Origin of the sequence: Nocardia sp. NPDC004151, assembly GCF_042874235.1 — a bacterium.
Taxonomy (GTDB): domain Bacteria; phylum Actinomycetota; class Actinomycetes; order Mycobacteriales; family Mycobacteriaceae; genus Nocardia.
Genome location: NZ_JBIAMR010000006.1, coordinates 359,169 through 384,297 on the forward strand (window position 1 = coordinate 359,169; position 25,129 = coordinate 384,297).

Annotated in this window: 21 protein-coding genes, 1 tRNA gene and 2 pseudogenes; 13 read left to right on the forward strand and 11 right to left on the reverse strand. The window is 68.8% G+C overall.

The features are described from left to right. Positions 1-33 precede the first annotated feature (33 nt). Complete coding sequence (gene gnd / locus ACFYTS_RS17095) at positions 34-1,062, reverse strand: phosphogluconate dehydrogenase (NAD(+)-dependent, decarboxylating) (RefSeq protein WP_387305119.1); 1,029 nt, start codon at positions 1,060-1,062, stop codon at positions 34-36. Positions 1,063-1,319: 257 nt separating this feature from the next. Here gnd and ACFYTS_RS17100 point away from each other — a divergent pair, with 257 nt between their 5' ends. After that, entirely contained in the window at positions 1,320-3,023 is a 1,704-nt protein-coding gene (locus ACFYTS_RS17100; RefSeq protein ID WP_387305122.1) for a VanW family protein, read from the forward strand. Positions 3,024-3,161: 138 nt separating this feature from the next. On the opposite strand, the gene ACFYTS_RS17105 is transcribed toward ACFYTS_RS17100, so the two are convergent. After that, a complete protein-coding gene (locus ACFYTS_RS17105) occupies positions 3,162-4,988 on the reverse strand; it encodes an acyl-CoA dehydrogenase (RefSeq protein WP_357274482.1) in 1,827 nt (608 codons plus the stop codon). Positions 4,989-5,357: 369 nt separating this feature from the next. On the opposite strand from ACFYTS_RS17105, the gene ACFYTS_RS17110 reads away from it, so the two are divergent. Further along, positions 5,358-5,963 (forward strand): alpha/beta family hydrolase, encoded by a 606-nt coding sequence (locus ACFYTS_RS17110; RefSeq protein ID WP_387305124.1) that lies wholly within the window; start codon positions 5,358-5,360, stop codon positions 5,961-5,963. A 37-nt stretch (positions 5,964-6,000) separates the two neighbouring features. Here ACFYTS_RS17110 and ACFYTS_RS17115 read toward each other — a convergent pair whose 3' ends face one another. Continuing rightward, positions 6,001-6,573 carry a TetR/AcrR family transcriptional regulator gene (locus tag ACFYTS_RS17115; RefSeq protein WP_357274478.1) on the reverse strand — a complete coding sequence of 191 codons (573 nt, stop codon included), beginning with the start codon at positions 6,571-6,573 and terminating at the stop codon, positions 6,001-6,003. A 78-nt stretch (positions 6,574-6,651) separates the two neighbouring features. Here ACFYTS_RS17115 and ACFYTS_RS17120 point away from each other — a divergent pair, with 78 nt between their 5' ends. Continuing rightward, on the forward strand, positions 6,652-7,542 hold the full coding sequence (locus ACFYTS_RS17120; protein ID WP_387305127.1) for an SDR family NAD(P)-dependent oxidoreductase: 891 nt from the start codon (positions 6,652-6,654) through the stop codon (positions 7,540-7,542). A 15-nt stretch (positions 7,543-7,557) separates the two neighbouring features. On the opposite strand, the gene ACFYTS_RS17125 is transcribed toward ACFYTS_RS17120, so the two are convergent. The 4 genes from ACFYTS_RS17125 to ACFYTS_RS17140 form a co-directional block, all read right to left on the reverse strand. Then, positions 7,558-8,286 (reverse strand): SAM-dependent methyltransferase, encoded by a 729-nt coding sequence (locus ACFYTS_RS17125; RefSeq protein WP_387305130.1) that lies wholly within the window; start codon positions 8,284-8,286, stop codon positions 7,558-7,560. A gap of 103 nt (positions 8,287-8,389) precedes the next feature. Beyond that, complete coding sequence (locus ACFYTS_RS17130; RefSeq protein ID WP_357274472.1) at positions 8,390-9,496, reverse strand: DUF4185 domain-containing protein; 1,107 nt, start codon at positions 9,494-9,496, stop codon at positions 8,390-8,392. Positions 9,497-9,652: 156 nt separating this feature from the next. Then, complete coding sequence (locus tag ACFYTS_RS17135) at positions 9,653-10,411, reverse strand: crotonase/enoyl-CoA hydratase family protein (RefSeq protein ID WP_387305133.1); 759 nt, start codon at positions 10,409-10,411, stop codon at positions 9,653-9,655. A 9-nt stretch (positions 10,412-10,420) separates the two neighbouring features. Further along, on the reverse strand, positions 10,421-11,200 hold the full coding sequence (locus ACFYTS_RS17140; protein WP_387305136.1) for an alpha/beta fold hydrolase: 780 nt from the start codon (positions 11,198-11,200) through the stop codon (positions 10,421-10,423). Between the two features lie 98 nt (positions 11,201-11,298). Between ACFYTS_RS17140 and ACFYTS_RS17145 the strand changes: the two genes are divergently transcribed. The 4 genes from ACFYTS_RS17145 (at position 11,299) to ACFYTS_RS17160 (ending at position 12,796) form a co-directional block, all read left to right on the forward strand. Continuing rightward, entirely contained in the window at positions 11,299-11,523 is a 225-nt protein-coding gene (locus ACFYTS_RS17145; protein WP_357274466.1) for a hypothetical protein, read from the forward strand. Further along, complete coding sequence (locus ACFYTS_RS17150) at positions 11,510-11,806, forward strand: hypothetical protein (RefSeq protein WP_357274464.1); 297 nt, start codon at positions 11,510-11,512, stop codon at positions 11,804-11,806. Before ACFYTS_RS17145 ends, ACFYTS_RS17150 begins: the two co-directional genes overlap by 14 nt. A gap of 32 nt (positions 11,807-11,838) precedes the next feature. Then, positions 11,839-12,201, forward strand: a complete 363-nt coding sequence (locus tag ACFYTS_RS17155) for a hypothetical protein (protein ID WP_357274462.1) — start codon at positions 11,839-11,841, stop codon at positions 12,199-12,201. Positions 12,202-12,340: 139 nt separating this feature from the next. Then, positions 12,341-12,796: a hypothetical protein gene (locus ACFYTS_RS17160; protein WP_357274460.1), complete on the forward strand. Its 456-nt coding sequence runs from the start codon at positions 12,341-12,343 to the stop codon at positions 12,794-12,796. 51 nt (positions 12,797-12,847) lie between these two features. Here the strand turns inward: ACFYTS_RS17160 and ACFYTS_RS17165 are convergent. Next, positions 12,848-12,918: transfer RNA gene (locus ACFYTS_RS17165), tRNA-Gly, on the reverse strand. Between the two features lie 300 nt (positions 12,919-13,218). Here ACFYTS_RS17165 and ctaD point away from each other — a divergent pair. The 3 genes from ctaD to ACFYTS_RS17180 all read left to right on the forward strand — a co-directional run bounded on the left by ctaD (position 13,219) and on the right by ACFYTS_RS17180 (position 17,338). Beyond that, a complete protein-coding gene (gene ctaD, locus ACFYTS_RS17170; RefSeq protein ID WP_357274459.1) occupies positions 13,219-14,964 on the forward strand; it encodes a cytochrome c oxidase subunit I in 1,746 nt (581 codons plus the stop codon). A gap of 168 nt (positions 14,965-15,132) precedes the next feature. Further along, the gene (gene dcd / locus ACFYTS_RS17175) at positions 15,133-15,705 is read left to right on the forward strand and encodes a dCTP deaminase (protein WP_357274457.1); all 573 of its coding nucleotides are present in this window, start codon (positions 15,133-15,135) and stop codon (positions 15,703-15,705) included. Positions 15,706-15,910: 205 nt separating this feature from the next. Next, positions 15,911-17,338 carry an Hsp70 family protein gene (locus ACFYTS_RS17180; protein ID WP_387305141.1) on the forward strand — a complete coding sequence of 476 codons (1,428 nt, stop codon included), beginning with the start codon at positions 15,911-15,913 and terminating at the stop codon, positions 17,336-17,338. 135 nt (positions 17,339-17,473) lie between these two features. Here ACFYTS_RS17180 and ACFYTS_RS17185 read toward each other — a convergent pair whose 3' ends face one another. After that, a complete protein-coding gene (locus ACFYTS_RS17185) occupies positions 17,474-17,923 on the reverse strand; it encodes a hypothetical protein (protein ID WP_387305143.1) in 450 nt (149 codons plus the stop codon). A 256-nt stretch (positions 17,924-18,179) separates the two neighbouring features. Here ACFYTS_RS17185 and ACFYTS_RS17190 point away from each other — a divergent pair, with 256 nt between their 5' ends. From ACFYTS_RS17190 to ACFYTS_RS17200, 3 genes and pseudogenes are all read left to right on the forward strand, one after another. Then, on the forward strand, positions 18,180-19,538 hold the full coding sequence (locus ACFYTS_RS17190; protein WP_357274451.1) for an ABC transporter C-terminal domain-containing protein: 1,359 nt from the start codon (positions 18,180-18,182) through the stop codon (positions 19,536-19,538). A 95-nt stretch (positions 19,539-19,633) separates the two neighbouring features. Continuing rightward, a complete protein-coding gene (locus ACFYTS_RS17195; protein WP_357094657.1) occupies positions 19,634-20,845 on the forward strand; it encodes a pyridoxal phosphate-dependent aminotransferase in 1,212 nt (403 codons plus the stop codon). A 430-nt stretch (positions 20,846-21,275) separates the two neighbouring features. Beyond that, positions 21,276-22,559, forward strand: a pseudogene (locus ACFYTS_RS17200) (YibE/F family protein); the annotation flags it as partial. A gap of 722 nt (positions 22,560-23,281) precedes the next feature. Here the strand turns inward: ACFYTS_RS17200 and ACFYTS_RS17205 are convergent. Both ACFYTS_RS17205 and ACFYTS_RS17210 read right to left on the reverse strand, forming a co-directional pair. Beyond that, positions 23,282-24,043 (reverse strand): copper homeostasis protein CutC, encoded by a 762-nt coding sequence (locus ACFYTS_RS17205; RefSeq protein ID WP_357274450.1) that lies wholly within the window; start codon positions 24,041-24,043, stop codon positions 23,282-23,284. 174 nt (positions 24,044-24,217) lie between these two features. After that, a pseudogene (locus ACFYTS_RS17210) lies at positions 24,218-25,129 on the reverse strand (Fe-S oxidoreductase); the annotation flags it as partial.

Here is a 25,129-nt window from a genome sequence, read left to right on the forward strand (position 1 = left end):
GCGGCCAGCCGCGAGCCGTGGTCCGTATCCCATTTACTGCTTCGGTAGCTCGTGGTGCCCGCCGAAGGCCTGGCGCATGGCCGACAGCGTCTTGTCCGCGAACAGGGCTTCGCCGCGGGAGGCGAAGCGCTGGAACAGGGCCGCCGACAGCACCGGTGCGGGCACGCCCTCGTCGATGGCGGCGTCCACGGTCCAGCGGCCCTCGCCGGAGTCGGAGACCCGGCCGCCGAAGGAGTCGAGATTCGGGTCGGCGTACAGCTCGGCCGCGGTGAGATCGAGCAGCCAGGACGCCACCACCGATCCGCGCCGCCACACCTCGGCGACCTCGGGGATATCGATGTCGTAGCGGTAGTACTCGGGATGTTCGAGCGGCGTGACTTCGGCGGAATGCTCGTCGTCCCGCTCTTTGCCGACATTCGCCTTGTGCAGGATATTGAGGCCCTCGGCATAGGCGGCCATGGCGCCGTATTCGATCCCGTTGTGCACCATCTTCACGAAATGCCCCGCACCCGCCGGGCCGCAGTGCAGATAGCCCTGCTCGGCCTGGGACGGAGTGCCGCTGCGCCCGGGCGTGCGGGGTGCGGCGTCCACGCCGGGGGCGATGGATCTCAGCAGCGGATCCAGGTGCGCGACCGGTTCCGGTTCGCCGCCGATCATCAGGCAGAAGCCGCGGTCGAGGCCGAACACGCCGCCCGAGGTGCCGATGTCGATGTAGTGAATCCCCTTGGGCCGCAGTGTGTTCGCGCGGGCGATGTCCTCGTGGTAGCGACTGTTGCCGCCGTCGACGATGATGTCGCCGGGCTCCAGCAGCTCGGCGACATCATCGATGACCGCGCCCGTCGCACCGGCGGGGATCATCACCCACACCACGCGCGGGGTGTCGAGCATGGCCACGAATTTCTGGAGTTCGGTACTGCCCTGGAACTTGTCGCCGAGTTCCCCGGCGAGTTCCTCGATGTGTGCGGACTTGCGTTCATATCCGACCGCGGTGTGCCCGTCGCGCACGATCCGGCGCACGATATTCGCGCCCATCCGCCCGAGTCCGATCATCCCCAGCTGCATAGGTGTCGCTCCTCCGCCTCTTTCGAGATCAGATGTTGCGTTCGCTATGACGACGATAGCCCTCGCCGGAAACTTTTCCCGATTCGTGAAATGGGTGTGTAACACCCTGGAACCGGTGTCGATAGAACGGGTGGCTCCGTGCTGTTGCCAGACCCCCGACCCGGCAACCGCACGGAGCTCTCTGCGTCTCAGGACTGGTCCGAAATCACACGCCCGGTATCGTTGCAGCAGATTTGCTGAAATCTGGGAGATGGTTCGTGACCGGTGGAATTGCTCATGTACGCCACGTTCTGAATTCGAAGGCCGGGCGTCGCGCCGGGATCGCCGTGGGTGTGCTGGCAGCCGCCGCGACGGTCGGATACCTGGTTGATCTGTCCGTTTCGTCCGGAAATGTGCCGCGCGGTACACAGGTGGCCGGGATCGATATCGGCGGCGAGGACCGGGCGGCCGCGCGGGCCCGACTGGAACCCGCGCTCGAACAGCGGGCGACCCACCCGGTCACCGTCCGCGCCGGGGACACCACCACCGAAGTAGTGCCGCGGGCCGCCGGACTGGACGTCGACTGGGACGGCACGTGGGACCGGATCGGCGGTCAGCCGCTCAACCCCTTCACCCGGATCGCATCCTTCTTCACCACCCATGATGTGGAGCCAGCCTCAACCGTCGACGCCGCGGCCCTGGACAAGCAGCTGGAGGCCCTGCGGGCGCACGATCGGCGTCCGGTCGAGGGCGGGATCGCCTTCGAGGGCGCGCGGCCCGTCGCGGTCCGCCCGGTGCCCGGCCTGACCCTCGACGTCCCGGCCGCCCGCACCACGCTGATCGAGCACTGGGCCGACGGCTCGACGGTGACCCTGCCCATGGTGGAGACCCCGGCCAAGGTGACCGCCGACGCCGTCGACCGCACCGTGCGGATGGTCGCGGAACCGGCCGTGCGCGCCCCGATCACATTCACCGGACAGGGCGGCGACGCCACCGTGGAACCGGCGCAGATCGCGAGCGTGCTCTCCTTCCCGCCGGACGGCCATGGCGGACTGGGCCTTTCGAGCAACCGGGAGGCGATGATCGCGATCCTGGCCCCGCAGTTGCAGGCCACCGAGACGAAGCCGCAGGACGCGAGCTTCGACCTGAGCGGTTCCCGCGCCACTGTGCGGCCCGCGGTGCCCGGGCTGCTGGTCGACTGGGACAAGACCCTGGAAGACCTTCCGGCCGTGCTGACTTCGCCCGGTATGCGGGTCAAGCCGGTGACCTACAAGGACGTGCAGCCCAAGCTGACCACCGAGGAGGCGGGCAAGCTCGGCATCACCGAGGTGATCGGCTCCTTCACCACCGGCGGGTTCAGCGGACCGTCCGGGGTGAACATCGGCGTGGTCGCCCGCAAGGTGAACGGCGCGCTGGTGCGGCCCGGGGAGACGTTCTCGCTCAACGGTTTCACCGGCCCCCGCGGTCTGGCCGAGGGCTACGTGGAGTCCGGCATCATCAACAACGGCCGTCCCGCCAACGCGGTCGGCGGCGGCATCTCGCAGTTCGCCACCACCCTCTACAACGCCGCCTATTTCGCGGGCATGGAGGACGCGGGCCACACCGAGCACAGCTACTACATCTCGCGCTATCCGGCCGCCCGTGAGGCCACCGTCTTCGACGGCGCGATCGACCTGAAGTTCCGCAACAACACCCCGTACGGCGTGATCATCGACGCCACCTCCGACGACTCGAACGTGACCGTCCGCATGTGGAGCACCAAGACCGTCGAGGTCGAATCGATCACCGGGGATCGCTCCAAATACACCGAGCCCCAGACCATCACGCTGCCCGCGGGCAAGGACTGCGTCCCCTCCAGCGGCGGCTCCGGCTTCACCACCTCCGACACCCGCGTCATCCGCGACGCCAAGACGGGCAAGGAGATCTCCCGCAACACCCGCACCGTCAAGTACGACCCGATCCCGGTCGTGCGGTGCCAATAACGGCCAAACGGTTCCAATAACGACCGAAAGCGATGCGGCCCGGAAGAATCCGGGCCGCATCGCTTTGCTGGCGGGTTTGGGGGCTGGGCCCCACGTTTCCCTACGGAGTTTCGGGGGCGAAGCCCCCGGGACCCTTCGTCAGAACGCGGCTTCGTCCAGCTCCATGATGTCGTTGTCGAGGTTCGACAGGACGGTGCGGACCGAGGTCAGCTCGGGCAGCACGTTGCGGGCGAAGAACTGCGCGGTCGCGATCTTGCCGTCGTAGAACTTCTCGGTGGAGCCGGCGTCGAGGGCGTTGATGGCGACCTCGGCCTGCGACAGCAGCAGCCAGCCGATGATCAGGTCACCGACGGCCAGCAGGAAGCGGACCGAACCCAGGCCGACCTTGTAGAGCTCCTTCGGGTCCTGCTGGGCGCCCATCAGGTGCCCGGTCAGGGTGGCGGCCATGCCCTGGACATCCTCGAGGGCGGTGGCGAGCAGCTTGCGCTCGGCCTTCAGACGGCCGTTGCCGCCCTCGCGCTCGATGAACTTCTGGATCTGGCCGGCCACGTGGGCCAGCGCCACGCCGCGGTCGCGGGCGATCTTGCGGAAGAAGAAGTCCTGCGCCTGGATGGCGGTGGTGCCCTCGTACAGCGAGTCGATCTTGGCGTCGCGGATGTACTGCTCGATCGGGTAGTCCTGCAGGAAGCCGGAGCCACCGAAGGTCTGCAGCGAGTCGGTCAGGTACTGGTAGGCCCGCTCGGAGCCGACACCCTTGACGATCGGGAGCAGCAGGTCGTTGACGCGGAACGCGGTGTCGGCGTCGGCGCCCGAGACCAGCTCGGCGACGTCGGCGTTCTGGTGCGCGGCGGTGTACAGGTACACGGCGCGCAGGCCCTCGGCGTACGCCTTCTGCATGGCCAGCGAACGACGCACGTCCGGGTGGTGGGTGATGGTGACGCGCGGGGCGGCCTTGTCGGTCATCTGGGTCAAGTCGGCGCCCTGGACGCGGGTCTTGGCGTACTCGAGCGCGTTCAGGTAACCGGTCGACAGGGTGGCGATGGCCTTGGTGCCCACCATCATTCGAGCGTTCTCGATGACGTCGAACATCTGCGCGATGCCGTTGTGGATCTCGCCGACCAGCCAGCCCTTGGCGGGCACGCCGTGGCCGCCGAAGGTGACCTCACAGGTGGCCGAGACCTTGATGCCCATCTTGTGCTCGACATTGGTGACGAACACGCCGTTGCGCTCACCCATGGTGTCGGTGTCGAAGTCGAAGTGGAACTTCGGCACGTAGAACAGCGACAGGCCCTTGGTGCCCGGGCCGGCGCCCTCGGGGCGGGCCAGCACCAGGTGCATGATGTTCTCGAAGAGGTCGTCCGAGTCACCCGAGGTGATGAAGCGCTTCACGCCCTCGATGTGCCAGGAGCCGTCCTCCTGCTGGATCGCCTTGGTGCGGCCGGCGCCGACGTCGGAGCCCGCGTCGGGCTCGGTCAGCACCATGGTGGCGCCCCAGTTGCGGTCGGCGATCTTCTGCGCCCACTGCTTCTGCTCATCGGTGCCGTTGTTGTAGAAGACCTGCGCGAAACCCGCACCGGCGGCGTACATCTGGGCGGCCGGGTTGGCGCCCAGGACCATCTCGCCCAGCGCCCAGCCGACGACGGAGGGGGCGCCCAGGCCACCGAGCTCCTCGCGGACCGGAACCTTGGACCAGCCGCCGTCCTCGAGGGCGCGGTAGGACTTCTTGAAGGACTCGGGGAGGGTGACCGTGTGGGTGTCCGGGTTGAAGACCGGCGGGTTGCGATCGGCATCGGCGAAGGACTCGGCCAGCGGGCCCTCGGCCAGGCGACGGACCTCGCTCAGCATTTCCTTGACGGTGTCGGCGTCGAGGTCGCCGTAGGCGCCCGCGTCGAGGAGCTTCTGGATGCCCAGGAACTCGAAGAGGTTGAACTCGAGGTCGCGGACGTTGCTCTTGTAGTGACCCATGGTCGTACTCACTCTCCATTGAGATGGGTGCGGTTCGGTGTGTGCCGTTCCCGCCCGTAAGGTCTCCACCGGGTAGACACCGTAAAGCAGCGCTACTAGCGGGTAACTTATGCGCCATGTTACCGACCGGTAGGAGGCCCGCCAACCCGATCGAGGCCGAATGTGACCGAAAGCACGCGGGTAACCGCGGGTTGGGGTTGTGTTGAGTCCGTGGGGATCCCGTCATCGCAGGTGAAAGCCCTGTCGGAGATCGATGCCGGGGCGATGTGAGGCCCTCGACACAGTCGGTTCCGGGCGGGTGGGCAACCCTCGCGCACACCGCCGGTGTGCCGCGCGAAACCGGCCTGTGACGGTGGTTACGGTGCGTATATGCGGATCGAGACGAGTGCCGGACCGGCGGAGGTGGAGATCGCCGAGCCCGGGCGGAACAAGCCCGGATTCCTGCTGGTGCTCACCCACGGCGCCGGCGGCGGGGTGGATGCGAAAGATTTGCTGGCCGTGCGGGATTCGGCTGTCGCCCTGGGGGGCGCGGTGGCGCTGGTGACCCAGCCCTATCGGGTCGCGGGGCGGCGCGCGCCCGGCAAGGCCGACGTGCAGGACGCGGCCTGGCTGGAGATCATCGCGGCCTTGCGGAAGAAAGTCCGGGGCGCGCCGCTGGTCCAGGGCGGGCGGAGCAATGGTGCGCGGGTGGCGTGCCGGACCGCGCGCGCGGCCGGTGCGCGCGGCGTGGTCGCGCTGTCGTTCCCGCTGCATCCGCCGGGTAAGCCGGAGAAGTCGCGGCGCGAGGAACTGCTCGACCCCGGCGATATCGAGGTCGTCGTGGTCAACGGCGCGCGCGACCCCTTCGGCATTCCCGACGCCGCCGATGCGGCCGAGGTGCATGTCATTGCGGGACAGGCGCATTCGTATCGCGCCGGGTTCGACGAGATCGTCGCCGCGATCGAGCCGTGGCTGGAGCGCTGGTCCGCGAACTGAGCGGGTGGGTACCGCCGACCGGGTTCGGCCCGCGGGCTCAGCGGGCTTTGCTCAGGTAGGCGAGCAGGTCGTCGACGAGGTCGGTCGGCGTCGCGTGCCCCTTGCCGTTCGCGTCCAGGTGGCCGGAGGAGGCGAGGTCGGCGGCCCCGTGGGCCAGCGCGCGGACCAGGGAGGCCAGGCGTTCGGTGTCGCCGCCGGGCAGGCTGCCCGCCTCCTGGGCCAGTCCGACCAGGGCGATCAGCGCGTTCTGGGCATTGCGGCCGGTTTCGGCGAGTTCGGGGGTCTCGTCGGCCCAGTGGCCGAAGACCAGTTTGAAGCGGGCGGGGTGTTCGAGGGCCCACGCGATATAGCCGTGCAGCACCCCGCGCAGCATTTCGACCGGCTCCGGGCGCTCCTGCACGATGCGTGCGAAATCCGCTGAGCGTTCGGACAATTCGCGCGCGGCGACCGCCGCGAGCAGCGCGTCCTTGTTGGCGAAGTGCTTGTAGGGCGCGTTGTGCGAGACGCCCGCGCCGCTGCCGACCTCGCGCAGCGTGACGGCCTCGACCCCGCCGGCGTCGAGCAGGCGGAGGGCGGAATCGAGCAGCACGGTGCGGGTGGACGGCGGCATCGGTCCATCGTAATCAGAGGTTGACAGTGTCAACCAGCGCGCCTAGGTTGACACTGTCAACCTTTGAGGGGAGCGGGTATGGACCGGGGAACAACAGCCGTCGTCACGGGCGCGACGAATGGCATCGGGGAAGCGATCGCGCGGCAACTCGCCGCGGCCGGTGCGGAGGTGGTGCTGGTCGGGCGGGATCCGGGCCGGTTGCGCGCCGCGCGGGAACGGATCACGGCGGCGGTGCCCGACGCCGTACTGCGGGACGAACTCGCGGACCTCTCGCTGGTCGCGGACGTGCGCGCGCTCGCGGATCGCCTGCGGGACAGCCGGATCGACATCCTGATCAGCAATGCCGCCGTGGTGGCCGACATCGCCGACCGCACCGCCGAGGGCTTGCAGCCGACCCTGGCCACCAATCACCTCGCGCCGTACCTGCTGCTGCGCACCCTGGGTGAGAACCTCGCCGACGCGGGGCGATCCGCGCGACTGGTGGTGGTCGGGGCGTCACCGACCGCCTTGCGCTCGGTGCCCGTCGATCTCGACGACCTGGGATTCCGGAATCCGCGCGCGCTCGGATTCCCGCCCAGTTTCCGGCCTTTCGTGGCCTACGGGCGCACCAAGAACATGAACGCGATGTTCGTCTACAGCCTGGCCGAGCGGCTCGCGGGCAGTGGCGTGACCGTCAACGGCGCGCATCCGGGGATCATCCGGCACACCGGGCTGGGCCGGGAGTCCGCGCGCGGGCTGCTGCGGATCTTCGGCTGGTCGCAGTGGGTCAATCCGCTGCTGCCCGGTCCCGACGCCGGGGCCGATACGCCGGTCTGGCTGGCCACCGCGCCCGAAGTCGAGGGCGTGTCCGGTCGATTCTTCGTGCGCCGCAAGGATGTCGCGACCGCCGCGCACACCACCGATCCGGCCCGCCGCACCCGGTTGTGGGACGAGAGCGCACGGCTCACGGGGTTGACGGTCGACCACTGACGAGCCGCGCGCCCGTCAGAACATGTCCAGTGCCGGGGGCTGCGGAACCTCGAGGGCCCGCGGCGCGTCCGGGTCCTCGACCGCCGGACGGGTGGCGACCACCAGGGCGTCGATGGCGTCGCGGTCCTCCGTGGGCCGGTGCACGCGGTCGGCGATCTGGACCCGAATGGCCGGTTCGGCGGCGGCGAGATCGGCGATGATGTCGGCCGGGGTGAAGGTGAGGGCCGGATCCTGTTCGCCGCCATAGCCTTCGACCAGATTGAGGGTGTCGTTGCCGATGACCAGCAGGGTGCCCTCGGGGGAGAGCATCCCGGCCGCGCGCAGCAGCAGGATGCGACGGTCCTCGGGCGGCAGGTGCAGGAAGGCGACCAGGATCAGTTCGTAGGGGCCGGTGATGCCCGCACGGTCCAGATCGGTGACATTGCCGTGCACCCAGCGGATGCGCCCGCGCACCGAGCGGGAGAGCCGGGCGGCGACGGTACGGCCCTTGTCGATACCGGTCTGGGAGAAGTCGACGGCGTCCACCTGCCAGCCGTGGGTGGCGAGCCAGAGCGCGTTGCGGCCCTCGCCGCAGCCCAGGTCCAGCACCCGCGGCAGCTCGGGCCGGCCCTCGCCGGCCCCGTACCCGCCCACCGGCACCCGGCGTTCCAGCCCGAAGACCTGCTCGACCACCGTGGCGTTCGGGGGCGCGCCCCACACCAGTTCGGTGGTGGAGTAGTGCTCGTCCCATGCGGCGGCATCCATGGGAACGAGTTTAGAAGTTGTGCGCGGAGACGAAGCCGCCCGCGAACGCGGGGCGTTCGCGGGCGGCAGGTCGAGCGGGGAGAGTCCCTGGAGCGGGGTTCCGCTAGAGCGTCGTGTGCATCAGCAGCACGTTGTACTGGCTGTGGACCGTGGTGAGGAAGTAGAGGTCGCGCCCGGTCTGGTACGGGAAGATGTACGGCGCGTACGCGGTCGGGAGTTCGCGGGTGTCGATGAGCACCGACGGCGGGCTCCACGGCCCCTCCGGGCTGGGCGAGGTGTACATGACCACCGAGTTCCACGGGTCCGTGGTCAGCATGATGTATTGCCCTAGGTAGTCGTTCCACATCACCGACATCTCGGAGACGCCGCCGCCCACCACCGGCTGTGCGGCATTGACGTCCTTCTGCCACCGCCCGCCGTCCCAGTACTCGTACGCGTCGAGATCGGTGGCGGCGCCCTCCGGGACGCGGGCCACGTAGGCCGGGTGGTTGCGCCCGGAGTCGGTGCCGAAGTCGTACAGGAAGCCGCCGCGCTTGACGAAGGCGTTCATCTGGAAGTTGGAGTTGCCGCCGTCGTCGCCGCGGCGGGTGGCCGGCAGTTCGACCCAGTTCTCGCCGTTGTCGCCGGAGACCGCGAGGCTGGAGTAGTTGGTGGTCCACTGCCCGACGTCGTCCCAGCTCTTCACCGACATAAGGCTCATGATCTGGGTGCCGCCGACCGAGATGGCCGCGGTCGGGATGCGGCTGATCTCGATGAAGGGGATCTTGGGGCTCGGGATCAGGTCCCGGGCCTGGCCGAAGATGTCCCGCACCACCGAGTCGAAGTAGATGCCGTTGGACGGGTCCTGGGTGTGCGAGCGGACCAGGATGTTGGAACGCCAGGCCCAGGTGCTGCCGACCAGCAGGTTCGGCAGGCCCAGACCGGCGGTGTCACCGAAGGCGGTCAGCAGTTCGCCGTTGCCGTTGTCCCACATGATGCCCAGATCGGTGCCGAGCACGTTGTAGGCCTGGGTGTTGTTGGGGCTCGCCATGCCGGTGACCTGGAAGACGGCCTTGGTCCGGCCGGGCAGCTGTGGCAAACCGTTGGTTCCGTTGAGCACGGGAATCGGATTGATGGCGTTGGGGTTTGCTGCGGCCGGTGATGTCATCGCCACGAACAAGGCCGTGGCACCGGCCACAGCGGACAGCAGCAGCGGAGCGGTCTTGGTCAATTGCGTGCGTCCTCCGGGTCTCGCCGAATAATGCGCGGACCAAACGGTATGTGGCGGACCGCACAATGCGTTCGACTCGTTGGCAAAGTGTGAAAATGCTAACAGTGATAGCGAGTCGATCGTGACTGCACACCAGTGTGTTTGCCGTGAATTGGCTTACTTTCCATTCCTATCACGTCCGAGGGCCTGTCGAACGATAAGGGGCAGCTGGGTGGCGCGTTCGATGGACAGGGTCCGGCGCACCGAAGTTTGCCACGTCCGGTCGAACATCTTCTTGGCGGCCGCGACCGCGTGCGGGGAGCGCGCCGCGATCCGATCGGCCAGCTTCTCCGCGGCCGCGAGCGGGTCCGCGGACACCTCGGTGACCAGACCGATGCGCTCGGCGTAGGCGGCGTCGACCGGGTCGGCGGTCATGGTCAGCAGCAGCGCCTGATCGATGCCGATGAGCCGCGACAACGTGGCCGCGCCGGTCATGTCGGGAATCAGGCCGTGCTTGGCCTCCATCACCGAGAACTCCGAATCCGGTGTGACGAACCGGAAGTCGGCGGCCAGCGCGAGCTGCAGTCCGCCGCCGTAGCAACGACCGTGCACCACCGCGATCACCGGCTGCGGCAGCCGCCGCCAAGCCCAGCACGCCTCCTGGAAGGTGTTCGTGCCGCGCCACGGCAGCGGGACGAAGTTGCGGACCACGTCGAGCGGATTGCCCATCGCCTTGGCGACGTCCAGGCCGGAGCTGAAGCTGGGCCCCTGGCCGGACAGGATGACCGCGCGCACGTCCGGGCGCTTGGCGATCACGCCCGCCACCCGGACGAGCTCGTTCAGCATGTCGATGGTCAGGCCGTTGTGCTTGTCCGGCCGGTCCAGGGCCACGTACGCCCGGTCGCCGGTGATGGTCAGGGAAACGTTGTGGCTCACGGTCATTCCTTATCCGAGCTGGTCCAGGAGCAGTCGCGCACAGCCGGCCGGATCATCGGAGAACGGCGTATGGCCGCTGCCGTGCAGGGTGACGTGCCGCGCACCGGGCAGCAGCGCGCGGGCGCGGCGGGCCTGGGTGGCGTACGTGAGCAGAATGTCACGATTGCCCCAGGCGATGGTGACCGGGACATCGGACAGGGCGGCCGGATCGGGGAGCCGGAAGTTCGTGAAGGAGGCCAGCGCGGCGTCGAAGCCCTCCGCGCCGAGCAGGCCCTCGACGGTCTGCGTCGACATCCGGAGGTCGAGCTGCCAGGGCTTGCCGAACACCAGGCCGAGCGTGGCGGACCGGCCCACGGTGTTGCCGAGCAGGGCGGGTACGGCCGGGTGCAGCGCGGTGAGCAGTTGTTTCGCGCGCCCGAGCGCCTGCTGGCACCAGATCCGGCCGGCCGTGTCCCAGAAGCCGATGGGGGAGAAGGCGGTGGCCGAGCGGGCGAGGCCGCGCGCGGCCAGGTCCAGGGCGATGCCGCCGCCCATGGAATTGCCCGCCAGATGCGGCCGCTCGAGCCCCTCGGCGGTGAGGAATTCGGCGAGCGTGTCGGCCAGGGTGGTGACGGTGGTGTCGGTCAGCGGCTCACTGCTGCCGAAGCCGGGCAGGTCCACGGCGATCACATCGAAGGATTCGGCGAGCGTGCCGATGATCGGCTCCCACACCTCCCAGCGGCTGCCGACGCCGTGCACCAGCACGAGCGGCTCGCCGCTGCCGGTCCGGTAATGGTTCAACATGGTCATCTGTCACTCCCCAGGCCGCGATCGCTGATGTCACCCTACAGTTGTTGACGTGTCGCCAACAGGCTGGGAAATGGGCCTCCGGCGGTACGATAAAAGGTATGGCAACCCGGAAAGTGACCCTGTCGCTGGACGAGGCCGCCTGGTCCTATGCCCAGGACGCCGCCGCCCGCGCGGGCATGTCGCCGTCGGCGTGGATCTCCCGCGCCGCACGCCGCGAAGCCGTGCGGCTGGGGTGCGGCCCGGCATCGGATCCGGTCGACCTCGCCGCCGCCGACGAGGCGGAAATGCTGGCCGCCGAGAAGGAGCTGCGTGCGCAGGGGTGAACTCTGGGTCTACCACCCGCACGGCACCACCCGCACCCGCACCATCGTTCTCATCTCCAGTGACGGCATCAATGAGTCGCCGCGGCCCTGGCTGATCGCGGCCGAGGTCGAGGCCGCCGATCCGCAGGACATCCTCGCGGTCCCGATTCCCGGCCACGGCTGGGTGCACGCCGGCAATCTGGGCCGCATCTATCGTGGCTGGCTGGCCGAGCGGGTCGCCGAGGTGGACGCCGAGACGGCCGAGCGAATCGACACAGCGCTGCGCGCCGCGATGGATCTGTGAGAAGGTGCCAGGCGTATTTCTCCCATCGAATCATGAGAGTCGAGGCACCGGTGCGTCTTTCTCTGAGCGGCACAGGCCTGATGGCTGCCGCGCTCGTCGCCCTTCCCCTGCTGGCCGGCTGCGGCGGCGGCGACAAGCCCGCCGACGTCAGCCAGGCGGACGTCTCCAAGGCGTTGCAGGACGGCGGCCTCAAGGACACCAAGCTCGCCGACTGCGCAGCCAAAGTCTATGTGGATCAGGGTATTTCGCAGGACGGCCTGCGCATCATGATCAAGAACGACGCCAAGTCGGCGGCCGCCACCGATCCGGAGTCGCTCGGTATGAGCAAGGAGGACGCGGAGAAGGCGCGCGCGGCCACCAACAAGATCGTGACCGACTGCCTCAAGCAGCAGTAGCGGGTGTCTCCCCGGCGGCTCCGGCCGCCAGGGGCCTTGGCGGCCTGCGGTTTCCGCGCCGCCCTTGTTAACTCTCCGGTGCCGGTGTGCAATTTCTGAATCGACCGGGATCGACCCGGCATCCGGGAGGGATCACATCATGCGGAAATCCGTCGTCGTGGTGGCGCTGCTCGCGCTGCCCCTACTGTCCGCCTGCGCCAACAGCCAGCAGGCGGCCACGCCCACGCCCGCGGGTGTGCCGACGTCCGTGGCGCCGACCAGCGGGTCCGGCCTGCCCACCTCCCTCCCGTCCGGCCTGCCCACGCTCCCCTCCGGGGTGACCCTCCCGTCCTCGATCGCGGCGACGCCGGGCGCGGTCGGCGCGCTGACCGCCGCCGAGATCTCGAAAGCCTTGCAGGACAAGGGCAAACTCAACCAGCAGACCGCCGACTGCGTGGCCGGGATCTACATCCAGGAAGGCCTGTCCGACAGCGGCATCCAGAAGATCATCGAGAGCGCCAACGGCGCCAACCCCACCAAGGTGAACCTCGGCACCGAGGATCTGCTCAAGGCGGGCAAGGCCGGCAAGCGGATCGCCACCGAATGCACCAAGTAGGGCCCTGACATGCGACAAGCCCCGCCCGAATCGGGCGGGGCTTGTCGTCGGAGCCGGTGACGGGAATCGAACCCGCAATTCGACCTTGGGAAGGTAGCGTGTTGCCACTACACCACACCGGCACGGTCCTGCTTGCGCACGCGACTCTATCAGACCACTTCTCCGCCGGTGCAAATTCACGGGCCCGGGCCGCACGGGTTTCGAGGGTGCGGGGCGGCGGGGGCCCAGCCCCCATCTATCACCCGTGTCGGCGCGACGCGCCGAAGATCGCGTAGCTATTTCACCGAAGCACCGAGTTCCGTGCACGGCCGGTCCTACACTGACCCGCAGGGTCGAAAACCCGTCCACCACTGGAAGTTTGGATGCGCTGAACGTTAGCTGGCGCTGGTTCGGTGCTCCTGCTCGGCGGTCGAGGAGGACGTATGACCGCGGTGCCCGCTCGTGAGGTTCCCGAGCTCGAACCCGTGCGGCCGTTTCCACGTCGGAAGAGCCCGCAGGGCTCCTACCTGTGGAAGGCCATCACCACCACCGATCCCAAGATGCTCGGGAACATGTATCTGTTCACGGCCATGGCGTTCTTCCTGATCGGCGGCCTGATGGCGCTGCTGATGCGGGCGGAGCTGGCCCGGCCGGGCATGCAGTTCCTGACCCCGGAACAGTTCAATCAGCTGTTCACCATGCACGGCACCATCATGCTGCTGTTCTACGCGACCCCGATCGTGTTCGGCTTCGCCAACGCGGTGCTGCCGCTGCAGATCGGCGCGCCCGACGTGGCGTTCCCGCGGTTGAACGCGCTCAGCTACTGGCTGTACCTGTTCGGGGCGCTCATGGCCACCGCCGGATTCATCACCCCCGGCGGCGCGGCCGACTTCGGCTGGACCGCCTACACCCCGCTCAGCCTGGCCGAACACGCGCCGGGCATGGGCGCGGACCTGTGGATCATGGGCGTGGCGGTGTCCGGCGTCGGCACCATCCTGGGCGGTGTCAATATGGTCACCACGATCGTGTGCCTGCGCTGCCCGGGCATGACCATGTGGCGCATGCCCATCTTCACCTGGAACATCCTGGTCACCAGTGTGCTTGTGCTGCTGGCGTTTCCGATTCTGACCGCCGCGCTGATGGGGCTGGAGTTCGATCGGCACCTGGGCGGGCACGTCTTCGACTCGGCCAACGGCGGGGCCATCCTCTACCAGCATCTGTTCTGGTTCTTCGGGCATCCCGAGGTCTATATCGTGGCGCTGCCGTTCTTCGGGATCGTGACCGAGATCTTCCCGGTGTTCAGCCGCAAGCCGCTGTTCGGCTACACCACCCTGGTGTACGCGACGCTGGCCATCGGCGCGCTGTCGATCGCGGTGTGGGCGCACCACATGTACGCGACGGGATCGGTGCTGCTGCCGTTCTTCTCGTTCATGACATTCCTGATCGCGGTGCCGACGGGGGTGAAGTTCTTCAACTGGATCGGCACCATGTGGCGAGGTCAGCTGACCTTCGAGACACCCATGCTGTTCTCGGTCGGCTTCCTGGTGACGTTCCTGTTCGGCGGGCTGTCGGGCGTCATCCTGGCCTCGCCGCCGCTGGACTTCCACGTGTCGGACTCGTATTTCGTTGTGGCGCACTTCCATTACGTGCTGTTCGGGACCATCGTGTTCGCCACCTTCGCGGGCATCTACTTCTGGTTCCCCAAGATGACCGGGCGGATGCTCGACGAACGGCTCGGCAAGCTGCACTTCTGGACCACGTTCCTCGGCTTCCACACCACCTTCCTGGTGCAGCACTGGCTGGGGAACGAGGGCATGCCGCGGCGCTACGCGGATTACCTGCCGAGCGACGGATTCACCACGCTCAACACCATCTCGACGGTCGGCTCGTTCATCCTCGGGTTCTCGATGGTCACGTTCGTCTGGAACGTCTTCAAGTCCTACCGTTACGGCGAACTGGCGACGGTGGACGACCCGTGGGGTTACGGCAACTCCCTGGAGTGGGCCACCACCTGCCCGCCGCCGCGGCACAACTTCTACGAGCTGCCCCGCATCCGCTCCGAGCGCCCCGCCTTCGAGCTGCACTACCCGCACATGGTGCCGCGCATGCGCGCGGAGGCCCACGCCACCTGGGGTCTGCGCAAGCCGAAGCAGGTCATCGATGTTTCGGTTAGCGATACCGCAACCTGAAGGTTCGCGGCCGTCTCGATTCTGGACTGCGGCTTGATCGACCTCCGCCTTGGAGTGGGGGAGCGAAGCGGTGGAGGGAAGAATCGAGACCTCGGGGCCGCGAACCCGCCCGGAGCGAAGCGGAGGGCAAATCGAACACAGCCCGACCATTGACATACGCTCTTGCACGTGCTGCTTAGTGATCGCGACATCCGCAAGGAAATCGCCAACGGTCGTCTCGGGCTCGATCCGTTCGACGAGAAGCTGGTGCAGCCGTCGAGCATCGATGTGCGGCTGGACAGCTTGTTCCGGGTGTTCAACAACACCCGCTACACCCATATCGACCCGGCGCAGCGGCAGGACGAGCTGACCTCGCTGGTCGAGCCCGCCGAGGGGGAGCCGTTCGTGCTGCACCCGGGTGAGTTCGTGCTCGGCTCCACGCTCGAGGTGTGCTCGCTGCCCGACGATCTGGCCGGGCGGCTGGAGGGCAAGTCCAGCCTGGGACGGCTCGGGCTGCTGACCCACTCGACCGCCGGGTTCATCGACCCGGGGTTCAGCGGGCACATCACCCTGGAGCTGTCGAACGTCGCGAACCTGCCGATCACGCTGTGGCCGGGTATGAAGATCGGCCAGTTGTGCCTGTTCCGGCTCACCAGTCCGGCCGAGCACCCCTACGGCAGCGCCACCGTGGGCTCCAAGTACCAGGGGCAGCGCGGGCCGACGCCGTCGAAGGCCTACCTGAACTTCGCCGCCCGGCAGTGAGCCACGGACCCCGGCGCGCGTGAGTTGTGTTACGGGGTAGCCGGTTCGGCCGGGCGCCCGGCGGAAATCGGTCGCTGCCTGGACAGTTGACCGTCATGGAATGGCGCTATTACGCCGTCCGGTGGGCGGGTTCGCCGGGTGTACGGATGGCCCGGCACGTCGTAAGGTGGCGACGACAGGTAGGTGTGAACGAGATGGGCTGGCGATGAGTTCGGTGCTGGGAGTGTCGGTGGGGGCGGGCGCGGTTCGCGTCGCACGTCCGTACACCGGTGAATCCGCCGAGCCCACCAGGAATTTCGCCGCCCCGCCCGCGCCCGGATACGGCCGGGCCCGCAGCGGATTCGACGGTCCCCCCGACGCGTTCGATGTGCAGGCCGTGCCGGTCGGCGAACGTCGCGTCGACGAGCTGGTCGCCGACGCGGTCGGAGCGGTGCTGGCCGCCGACTCGCGGATCAGCGCCACCGCCATCGCCTACCGCGACGAGAACCACGCGCGCGCCATCCGCGCCGAGCTGGCGCGGCGGCAGTTCACCAACTACGAGCTGGTGCCAGATGTGGTGGCGGCCCTGGAGTTCCTCGAATACTCCGGCGAGTTACGGCCCCACCTCCCTGGGCCGGGCTTCGGCACCGTCGCGCTCTACGACCTGGGTGCGTCCGGTCTGTCCGTGACGGTGGTCGACATCGGCACCCGCCAGGTCTGCTTCACCGAGCGCACCAGCGATATCAGCGGCGACTACCTGGACGCGCTCATCCGCGAACAGCAGATCGCCTCCGGGCGCATCGCCCATCCGCCGGATCACACCGGCCTCACCGCCCTGGACAAGCTGTGCCGCGAGGCCAAGGAACAGCTTTCCGGCAGCAGCGCGGTGGCTCTGCCCTCCACCGAGGGGCTGGTCCTGCTGTCGCAGGAGAACTTCGAGGCCCTCATCATGCTGGCCGTCGAATCCTCCGCGCGCATGACCCGCGATGTCATCCTGCGCTCCGAGCAGCCCGTACAGGCCGTCGCCCTGCTCGGCGGCTGCGCCCAGATTCCGCTGGTGGCAAAGGTTCTGCGGCGCTGGCTGGGCGTCCCGGTGATCGTGCCCGCCGCTCCCGAGACCGTGGTGACCCGCGGCGCCGCCATGCTGGCCCGCCCGGTCATGCCACGCCCGGCCCCCGCCCCGTTCCCGGCCGCGCCGCGCGACGAGGTCGCGCCGCGGCCCGCCGAGCCCGCCCCGGCCCGGCCACTGGTCGCGGGCCCGCCCGCCGGCCCGGGCCGCCGCCGCGAGGTCAGCCTCGCCGGTGTCGCCGTGGGCGCGCTGGTCGTGGTGGCCGCCATCGGCATCACCCTGGGCTGGGGAACCCAAGTGCTGAGCCACGATTCACAGCGCCAGGACGCGGTCACCAGCTCGGTGCCGACCAGCACCACCCGCCCGAGCGAACCGGCCACCGTCGTCCCGAGCACCACCGACGCCACCAACGAGGCGCTGGCCGGGCCGCCGCAGCCGCAGAACACGACCACCACCACCGAGGCCCCCACCACCACGGTCGGCCCCAACACCATCACGCTCATCCCCGGCCTCCCGCCGGTGGTCGTGCCCACCCTGCCGCCGCTCTTCCCGCCTGCCCCCGCGCAGCAGCAGCAAGTGCGCTGACGCACAGGTAGACCAACCCGCCCCGGAGCGCAGCGGAGGGGCAAATTCAACACCGAGTCCGCCCCGTCGACTGCCAAGAGGGGGCGAACCCGGTGGCTCCGGCGCGTGGCGCGCCGGTGCGAGGAAAGGCTGCGTTCAATCCTCGCTTCCCGTTCCCACCGCCAGAGCTGCCGTGATGATCGCCGACAGGGGTGGGAGTTTGGAGTCTCGGGCGGGCGGGCGCACCCAGTGGCAGCCCTCGCGGGTCCAGCGGCCGAGGCCGGTGGGGAGCATGACCGCGCTGCCGATAGTCGGAATGCCGATGTCGAGGCGGTCGAGGACCTCCATGATCTGCGCGCCGGGCACCGAATCCGGTTCGGCCAGAAAGCTCCAGCGAATCTGGCGCGCCAGCATGGGGCCATCGGTCCGGCGCTGTTGCAGTGCGCTGCGGACCTTTTCGGCTCGGGCGACCGGTAGGTGCACGACCGCGACCTCCGCGGTGACGGGGAGAATGACGAATCCGCCGCGTTCGGTGACCGGCAGTCCGAACTCGTGCCGGTAGTAGGAAACCCAGTCGTCCACTGTTCTGCGCTTGTCCGCGTTCACTTCCCCGCCTCCTTCCCCTGGTCACCAGGGTCGCGCGCCGGAGCCGGATGGGAAAACGCCCGCACACCCGCCTTCCACTGCCTTTCCGCCGCCACTGTTGCGGCTACGCATAAAGCCTGGTACCAGCTAGGTTTCGGCTGTGGCCGCGGCCAGTTTCCGCTCGTACCCTGGAGTTCGGAGTTCGTTCGGAAGGGATGGCACCGTGGTACGGCACTGGTCAGGCAAAGAGGCCCGTGCCCTCCGTGATGCCAAACGCATGAGTATCCGGGAGTTCGCCGCCCACTTGGGGGTGCACGAGCGACTGGTCTCGAAGTGGGAGGCCGGGGGCGATCGGGTGCATCCCCGCCCCGTCAATCAGGCCGCCCTCGATACATCCCTTGCCCGGTCCGACGATGTGGTGCGGGCACGGTTCGCGGCCTTGATCGACCAGCCCTCGAGTGGCCCCGCCGTTCCCGGTTTCGATGTGCGCCAAGGCGGTTCCGAGTTGTGGAGCGGCATGCCGGCGCAGGCCAGTTATTCCAGCGACGCGGAACTGCTGGCCCTCGTCGACACGGGTGCGATGAGGGGCGATGCGTTAGCGGCGATTTCGGAGAGGGACTTGATAATGGCGGCTGCCCATGAAGCCAGCGAGCACGCCGGCCGGGCGGAGGGCACCAATGTGGGTGCCACCCTGCTGGAACAGCTCGATGCCGATGTCACGCGCATCGCCAACGACTACGTGCACATGCCTCCGGTGCCGATGATGGTGGAGATGTTGCGGGTCCGGCGGCGCGTGTACCGGTTGCTGGAAGGCCATCAGCGGCCCTCGGATACGGCGCATCTGTATCTGTTGGCGGGTACGTTGTCCGGTCTGCTGGCGAATGCCAGTACGGATCTGGGCTATTTCGACGCGGCCGGTGAACAGGCCAGGGCCGCATGGGCTTACGCCGAACTGTGCGAGCACAATCCGCTGCGCGCCTGGACTCGCGGCATGCAGGCGCTCATCGAGTACCGCTCCGAACGCCCGCGCCGCGCGGTGCTGCTGGCCCAGAGCGGCCAGCGCTACACCGAATCCGCGACCTCGAAGGTGCGGCTGCTGAACATCGAGGCCCGCATCTGGTCGCGGCTGGGCAGCGCCGCCGATACCGAACGCTGCATCCGCGCCGCCGACGAGGCCCGCGACGGCGAATCCAGCGACACCCTGCACGACGACGTCGGCGGTGTCTTCGGCTTCGACCAGCCCAAGAGCCACTACTACGCGGGCGCCACCTACATCCACCTCGGTCAGGCCGAACCCGCGCTGGACGCCACCCGCCGCGCCATCGACCTGTACGTGAACGGCCCCACCGACAAGCGCTCCTACGGCGCGGAGTCGCTCGCCCGGATCGACAACGCCGCCGCGCACCTGATCAACGGCAGCCTCGACGGCGCGGCCGCGGCCCTCGAACCGGTGCTCGAATTGGACGAGGACAAACGCATCGCCCAACTCGAGGAACGCCTGTCCGTGCTCCGCCGGCGCCTCGCCAGCCCCGAGTTCCGTGCCGCGGGCGAGGCGCAGGACCTGGACGAGCGAATCGAGGAGTTCTGCGGCTCCACCGCCGCCCGCAGCGTGTTGCCGCCCGATACGGCCCGCTGATTCGCAGCCGCGAACCAGGCCCGGAGCGAAGCGGAGGGCAAATTAGACTCGGTCGGGTGAGCCCTCAGAGTCACCCTTCGCATCGGTCCCCGCGCATGCTGGAGCAGTCCACCAAGCTCCAGAACGTTCTCTACGAGATCCGGGGGCCGGTACACGCGCATGCGGCGCGGTTGGAGGCCGAGGGGCATCGCATCCTCAAGCTGAACATCGGCAATCCCGCGCCGTTCGGGTTCGACGCGCCCGACGTGATCATGCGCGACATGATCGCGGCGCTGCCGTACGCGCAGGGCTACAGCGAGTCGAAGGGCATCCTGTCGGCGCGCCGGGCCATCTTCACCCGCTACGAGGTGGTGCCGGGCTTCCCGGAATTCGATGTGGACGACGTCTACCTGGGCAATGGCGTCTCCGAGCTGATCACCATCGTCATGCAGGCGCTGCTCGACAATGGCGACGAGGTGCTCATCCCCGCCCCGGACTACCCGCTGTGGACGGCGATGACCTCGCTGGCGGGCGGCACCCCGGTGCACTACCTGTGCGACGAGTCCAACGGCTGGCAGCCCGACATCGCCGACATGGAATCCAAGATCACCGACAAGACCAAGGCGATTGTCGTGATCAACCCGAACAACCCCACCGGGGCGGTGTACTCCGCCGAGGTGCTGCAGCAGGTGGTGGACCTGGCCCGCAAGCATCAGCTGCTGCTGCTGGCCGACGAGATCTACGACAAGATCCTCTACGACGACGCCAAGCATGTGTCGCTGGCCACGCTGGCCCCCGATCTGCTGTGCCTGACCTTCAACGGTCTGTCCAAGGCTTACCGGGTGGCGGGCTACCGCTCGGGCTGGCTGGTCATCACCGGTCCGAAGGATCACGCGGGCGGCTTCCTGGAGGGCATCGACCTGCTGGCCTCCACCCGCCTGTGTCCGAATGTGCCCGCGCAGCATGCCATTCAGGTGGCGCTGGGCGGACATCAGAGCATCGACGATCTGGTGCTGCCGGGCGGGCGGCTGCTGGAGCAGCGGGATGTGGCCTGGCAGAAGCTGAACACGATTCCGGGTGTGTCGTGTGTGAAGCCGGAGGGCGCGCTGTACGCGTTCCCGCGGCTGGATCCGGAAGTCCATGAGATCCACGACGATTCGAAGCTGGTGCTGGATCTGCTGCTGCAGGAGAAGATCCTGATGGTGCAGGGCACCGGCTTCAACTGGCCGCATCACGACCACCTGCGCATCGTGACGCTGCCGTGGGCGCGGGATCTGTCGGTCGCCATCGAACGATTCGGCAACTTCCTGTCCAGCTACCGCCAGTAACTTCCGGGCGGAAATATCGACCGGTAGGGTTCATGGGGTATCCCGTGAGCCCTCTCGACCTGCGCTTATGCGGTTTTGTCCAGGAGTGGACACCCTCCCTCGCGGGGTGTGGCGCAGGTGGGACTCTGGCTAAAACAAACCGCTGGTACGAAAAAGTTGGGTTTTTAGAGACTTAGCTAGCGCAAAGAACCGTCTTTTGTGTACAGTGGTCCTCGGCACTTCGAGTGCCCGGCCGGACCGCCTACCCCCCCTGGGCCGTCCGGCCCTGGTTAGTCGGCCTACCCCCCCTGGGCCGCTGACCCCGGGCGGCGGAGACATCCCCCTGCTCTCCGCCGCCCCCTAAAAAATTCTCGCGATCGCGACCGCCTCACCTGGCCAAATGCCGAGACCTCTCAGCATGTCAAAAATGGTTTTCGTTTAGGCTCTCCGCGTGAGCGATCACCATCACCACCATCACGACCACTCGGGACCCATCGCGATCGGCACCAATGCGGCCAAGGTCGTGATCGGACTGCTCGCGTTGATCGGCGTGGCGGTCGTGGCCGGGCTGATCTGGCTCTGGCCCAGCGCTCAGCACATCGACATCCCGCTGCCCATGCAGAACGGCGGCGGCGGTGCGGTGCAGACCGAGGCCGGAACCGTGATCAAGCAGGACATCGGACCCTGCGGCAGCCCCTCCAACGGCCGGGTCTTCAGCGACGAACCGCAGGCCCCGCGCGCCAACGGCTACTCGTGCCAGCGCAGCATCGTCACCATCGACTCCGGACCCAGCCAGGGGGAGAAGACGCTCTTCGAGATCGCGCCCGGGCCCGGTCAACCCGATCTGCGCGCCGGCGACAAGATCCGCATCGTGCGCCAAGTGGATCCGAAGGCCGATAAGAACGCCGACCCCAGCCTGGTCACCACCTACTCGTTCGACGACTACGCGCGCGGACTGCCGCTGACCATCATCGGCATCGTGTTCGCCGTCGTCATCATCGCGGTCGCGCGGTGGCGCGGACTGCGGGCGCTGCTCGGACTCGTGGTCGCCTTCGGCGTCCTGGTGGTGTTCCTGCTGCCCGCGCTGCTGGACGGAAAACCCGCCATCCCCACGGCACTCGTCGCGGGCGCGGTGATCCTGTACGCGGTGCTCTATCTCGCGCACGGGGTGAATCTGCGCACCAGCTCGGCACTGCTGGGCACGCTGTCGGCGATGGTGCTGGCGGCCGTATTGTCCTGGGCGGCACTGAAGATGACCCATCTGACCGGGTTCTCCGAAGAGCAGAACACCAATGTCGCCACCTATCTGCAGCATGTGAGCATTACCGGGCTGCTGCTCGCCGGGTTCATCATCGGCTCGCTGGGTGTGCTCAACGACGTCACCATCACGCAGGCGTCCGCGGCCTTCGAACTGGCGGCGCTGGACGAGAAGGCAACGCGGCGCGGGATTTTCGCGGCGGCCATGCGGGTCGGGCGCGACCACATCGCCAGTACCGTCTACACCCTGGTGCTCGCCTACGCCGGCGGCGCGCTGCCGTTGCTGATGCTGTTCAGCGTGGCGGGGCGGTCCATGCGCGACGTGCTGACCGGCGACGCGGTGGGCATCGAGATCGCGCGCTCCGCGGTCGGTGGTATCGCGCTGGCGCTGTCGGTGCCGCTGACCACCGCCATCGCGGTGCTGCTCGCGCGGCCGCCGGGCACGGCGCGCACGGTCGCGGCCACGGGTGGCAATCGGCCGCGGAGTGGTGGGCCGCAACGGAATACGCCGCGGCGACCCGGTGGACCGGCAGGCGGCCCGCGCACCGGCGGACAGCCCGCGCCGCGGCGTGGCGGCGATCAGAACGCACCGCGCTCGGGTTCGCAGTTCGTGGTGCGGCTCGGACCGGATACCGGCGACCCGCGCACCGGGCCGCAGCCGGTGCCGCCCCAGGCACCCTCCGAGTCCGGGGACGGCGAGCCGACGGCGCCGAGAACCAGTGTGGTGCAACCGGCTCCGACTCCGGTCGAGCCCGCGCCACCGCCGCAGCAGTCGTGGTTCGATGGTGGGGCGCCGCCCCAGGAGCCGCGGTACACCACGTCGTCCTGGTTCCATCCCGACGAGCCGTGGTCGGAACCGGGGGCGCGGAACCCGGGGCCGCCACCCGAACCGCCGCGCGGCGGGCGGCATTCGCGGCCCGACTCCTGATCGAACGGACTGCTGGAGCGAAAGATAGTGCGAGGGGCGTGTTTCCGAGGAAAAGTAGAAGGCGTTGACGGTGTCGCCGATGTTCCAGACCGCCAGCAGTTTCTGACGGCCGCCGTACTCGCTCAGGTCCACGGTGTGGCTGACGCCGTCCTGGGGCGGGGGGTTGTTGCCGCCGTCGAAGACCGCGACCCGGGTGCCGCCGATGAAGTACTCCCAGTTCAGGGTGCGGTGCAGGGCGGTGAACGTTGGATCGCAGTGGAGTTCGCGTCCGGTCAGACTGCCGTTCTCGCCGCTTCACACAGCGCCGCGACTCCGTCGGCGTCCGTGGCGAAATGGTCGAAACCGCTCGGCACTCCGAACTCGGCGAAGGTGACCTCGGTATCCGGCTGCGGGCGGCCCGGCACCGGAATGCGCACGGCCGCATGCAGATCCCGCGTGCCGGTCAGCTCGATCACCCGCCGGGCATTATCGGCGCGCAGGCCGCCGCAGGCCATCACGTCGATGCGGCCGTCGGACAGGCTCACCATGCGCGCGATCAGGGACGCGCCGTCCAGCACCGACTCCTGGCGGCCGGAGGTGAGCAGCCGGGTGAAACCCAGTTCCAGCAGCTGGTCGAACCCCGCGTAGGGATCGGCGCACACGTCGAACGCGCGGTGGAAGGTGACCTCCAGCTCGTCGGCGGCGGCCAGCAGTTCGGTATTGGCGGCCGGATCCACGTGCCCGTCCTCGTCGAGCACGCCGAGCACCACACCGTGCGCGCCCGCCGCGCGGACCCGCTCGACATCGGCGCGCATGAGCGCCACCTCGTCGGGCGTGTAGCGGAAATCGCCGGGGCGCGGCCGGATCAGGACGTGCACCTGGGTGTGCCCGGCCGCGGCCACGGCCGCCTCGATGAGCGCGGGACCCGGCGTGAGCCCCCCGACCGTCAGGCCCGAACACAACTCCACGCGCGCCGCCCCCGCCTGTTCGGCGATCCGGACCCCGCCCAGAGACTCCACCCCGATCTCGACCCGCACCGCCCGCGCATCCGTCATACCTTGCAGTATGGCGAACTCCCGCCGAGTTTGTTGCCCGAGATTAGCCGCTGCGCGGTGAACGCCTCGTGAACCGGGCCACACCGTGACCGGAAACGACCAGGGCGGCGCTACCGAATCGGTAGCGCCGCCCTGGTCAATCAGGTTCGGCAGCCCGGTGTTTCGGGCCGGAGCCTAGTTCTTCCGGCCCGGAGCCTTCATGCCCGACTTGAAGCCGAGACCACCCGGCTTCGCGGCGGGCGGCGTCGCGCCATTGCCTTCCGAAGCACCGTTGGCCTCCGGAGTGCCGTTGCTCTCCGGCACGGCCGGTTCGGCCGGAGCGGCGGGCTCGGCCTCGGGAGCCGGAGCGGCCGGAGCCGAATCAGCGGGAGCCGCAGGTGCTTCCGGCGCCGGGGCGGCTGCCGGAGCAGCGGCGCCCGGAGCCTTCGGGCCGGGACGCTTCAGACCCGACTTCATGGCCAGACCCTTGGGCGCGATGGACGGCTTGGCCTCCGCGGCCGGGGCGGCGGCCGCGGGAGCTTCGGCGGCCGGAGCCGGAGCGGCGGCCGCGGGAGCCTCGGCGGGAGCGGCCGCGGCGGCGGGCTTGGCGCCCGGAGCCTTGGCGGCGCCCTTCATCTGCAGACCCTTGCCACCGGGGGCCTTCAGGCCGCCCTTCATGGCGAGCCCGCCCGGCTTGGCGGCCGGAGCCTCCGGAGCGGTGGCGGCCTCGGCCGGAGCGGCCTCGGCGGGAGCCGCGGCGGCGGAAGCGGTTTCGGCCTTGGCGCCGGGAGCCTTGGCGGCGCCCTTCATCTGCAGACCCTTGCCGCCGGGGGCCTTCAGGCCGCCCTTCATGGCGAGACCCTTGGCCGGAGCCGGGGCGGCGGTCTCCTCGGCGGCCGGAGCGGCCTCGGCGGCCGGAGCCTCGGTCTTCGCGCCCGGGGCCTTGAGCCCGCCCTTCATGGCCAGACCCTTACCGCCACCCGGCGGCTTCAGGCCACCCTTCATGCCCAGGCCGCCACCGGCCGGAGCGGCCTTCGGAGCGGCCTCGGCCGGAGCTTCGGCGACCGCGACCGCGGCCTTGACCGGCTCCGGAGCGGGCTCCGGCTC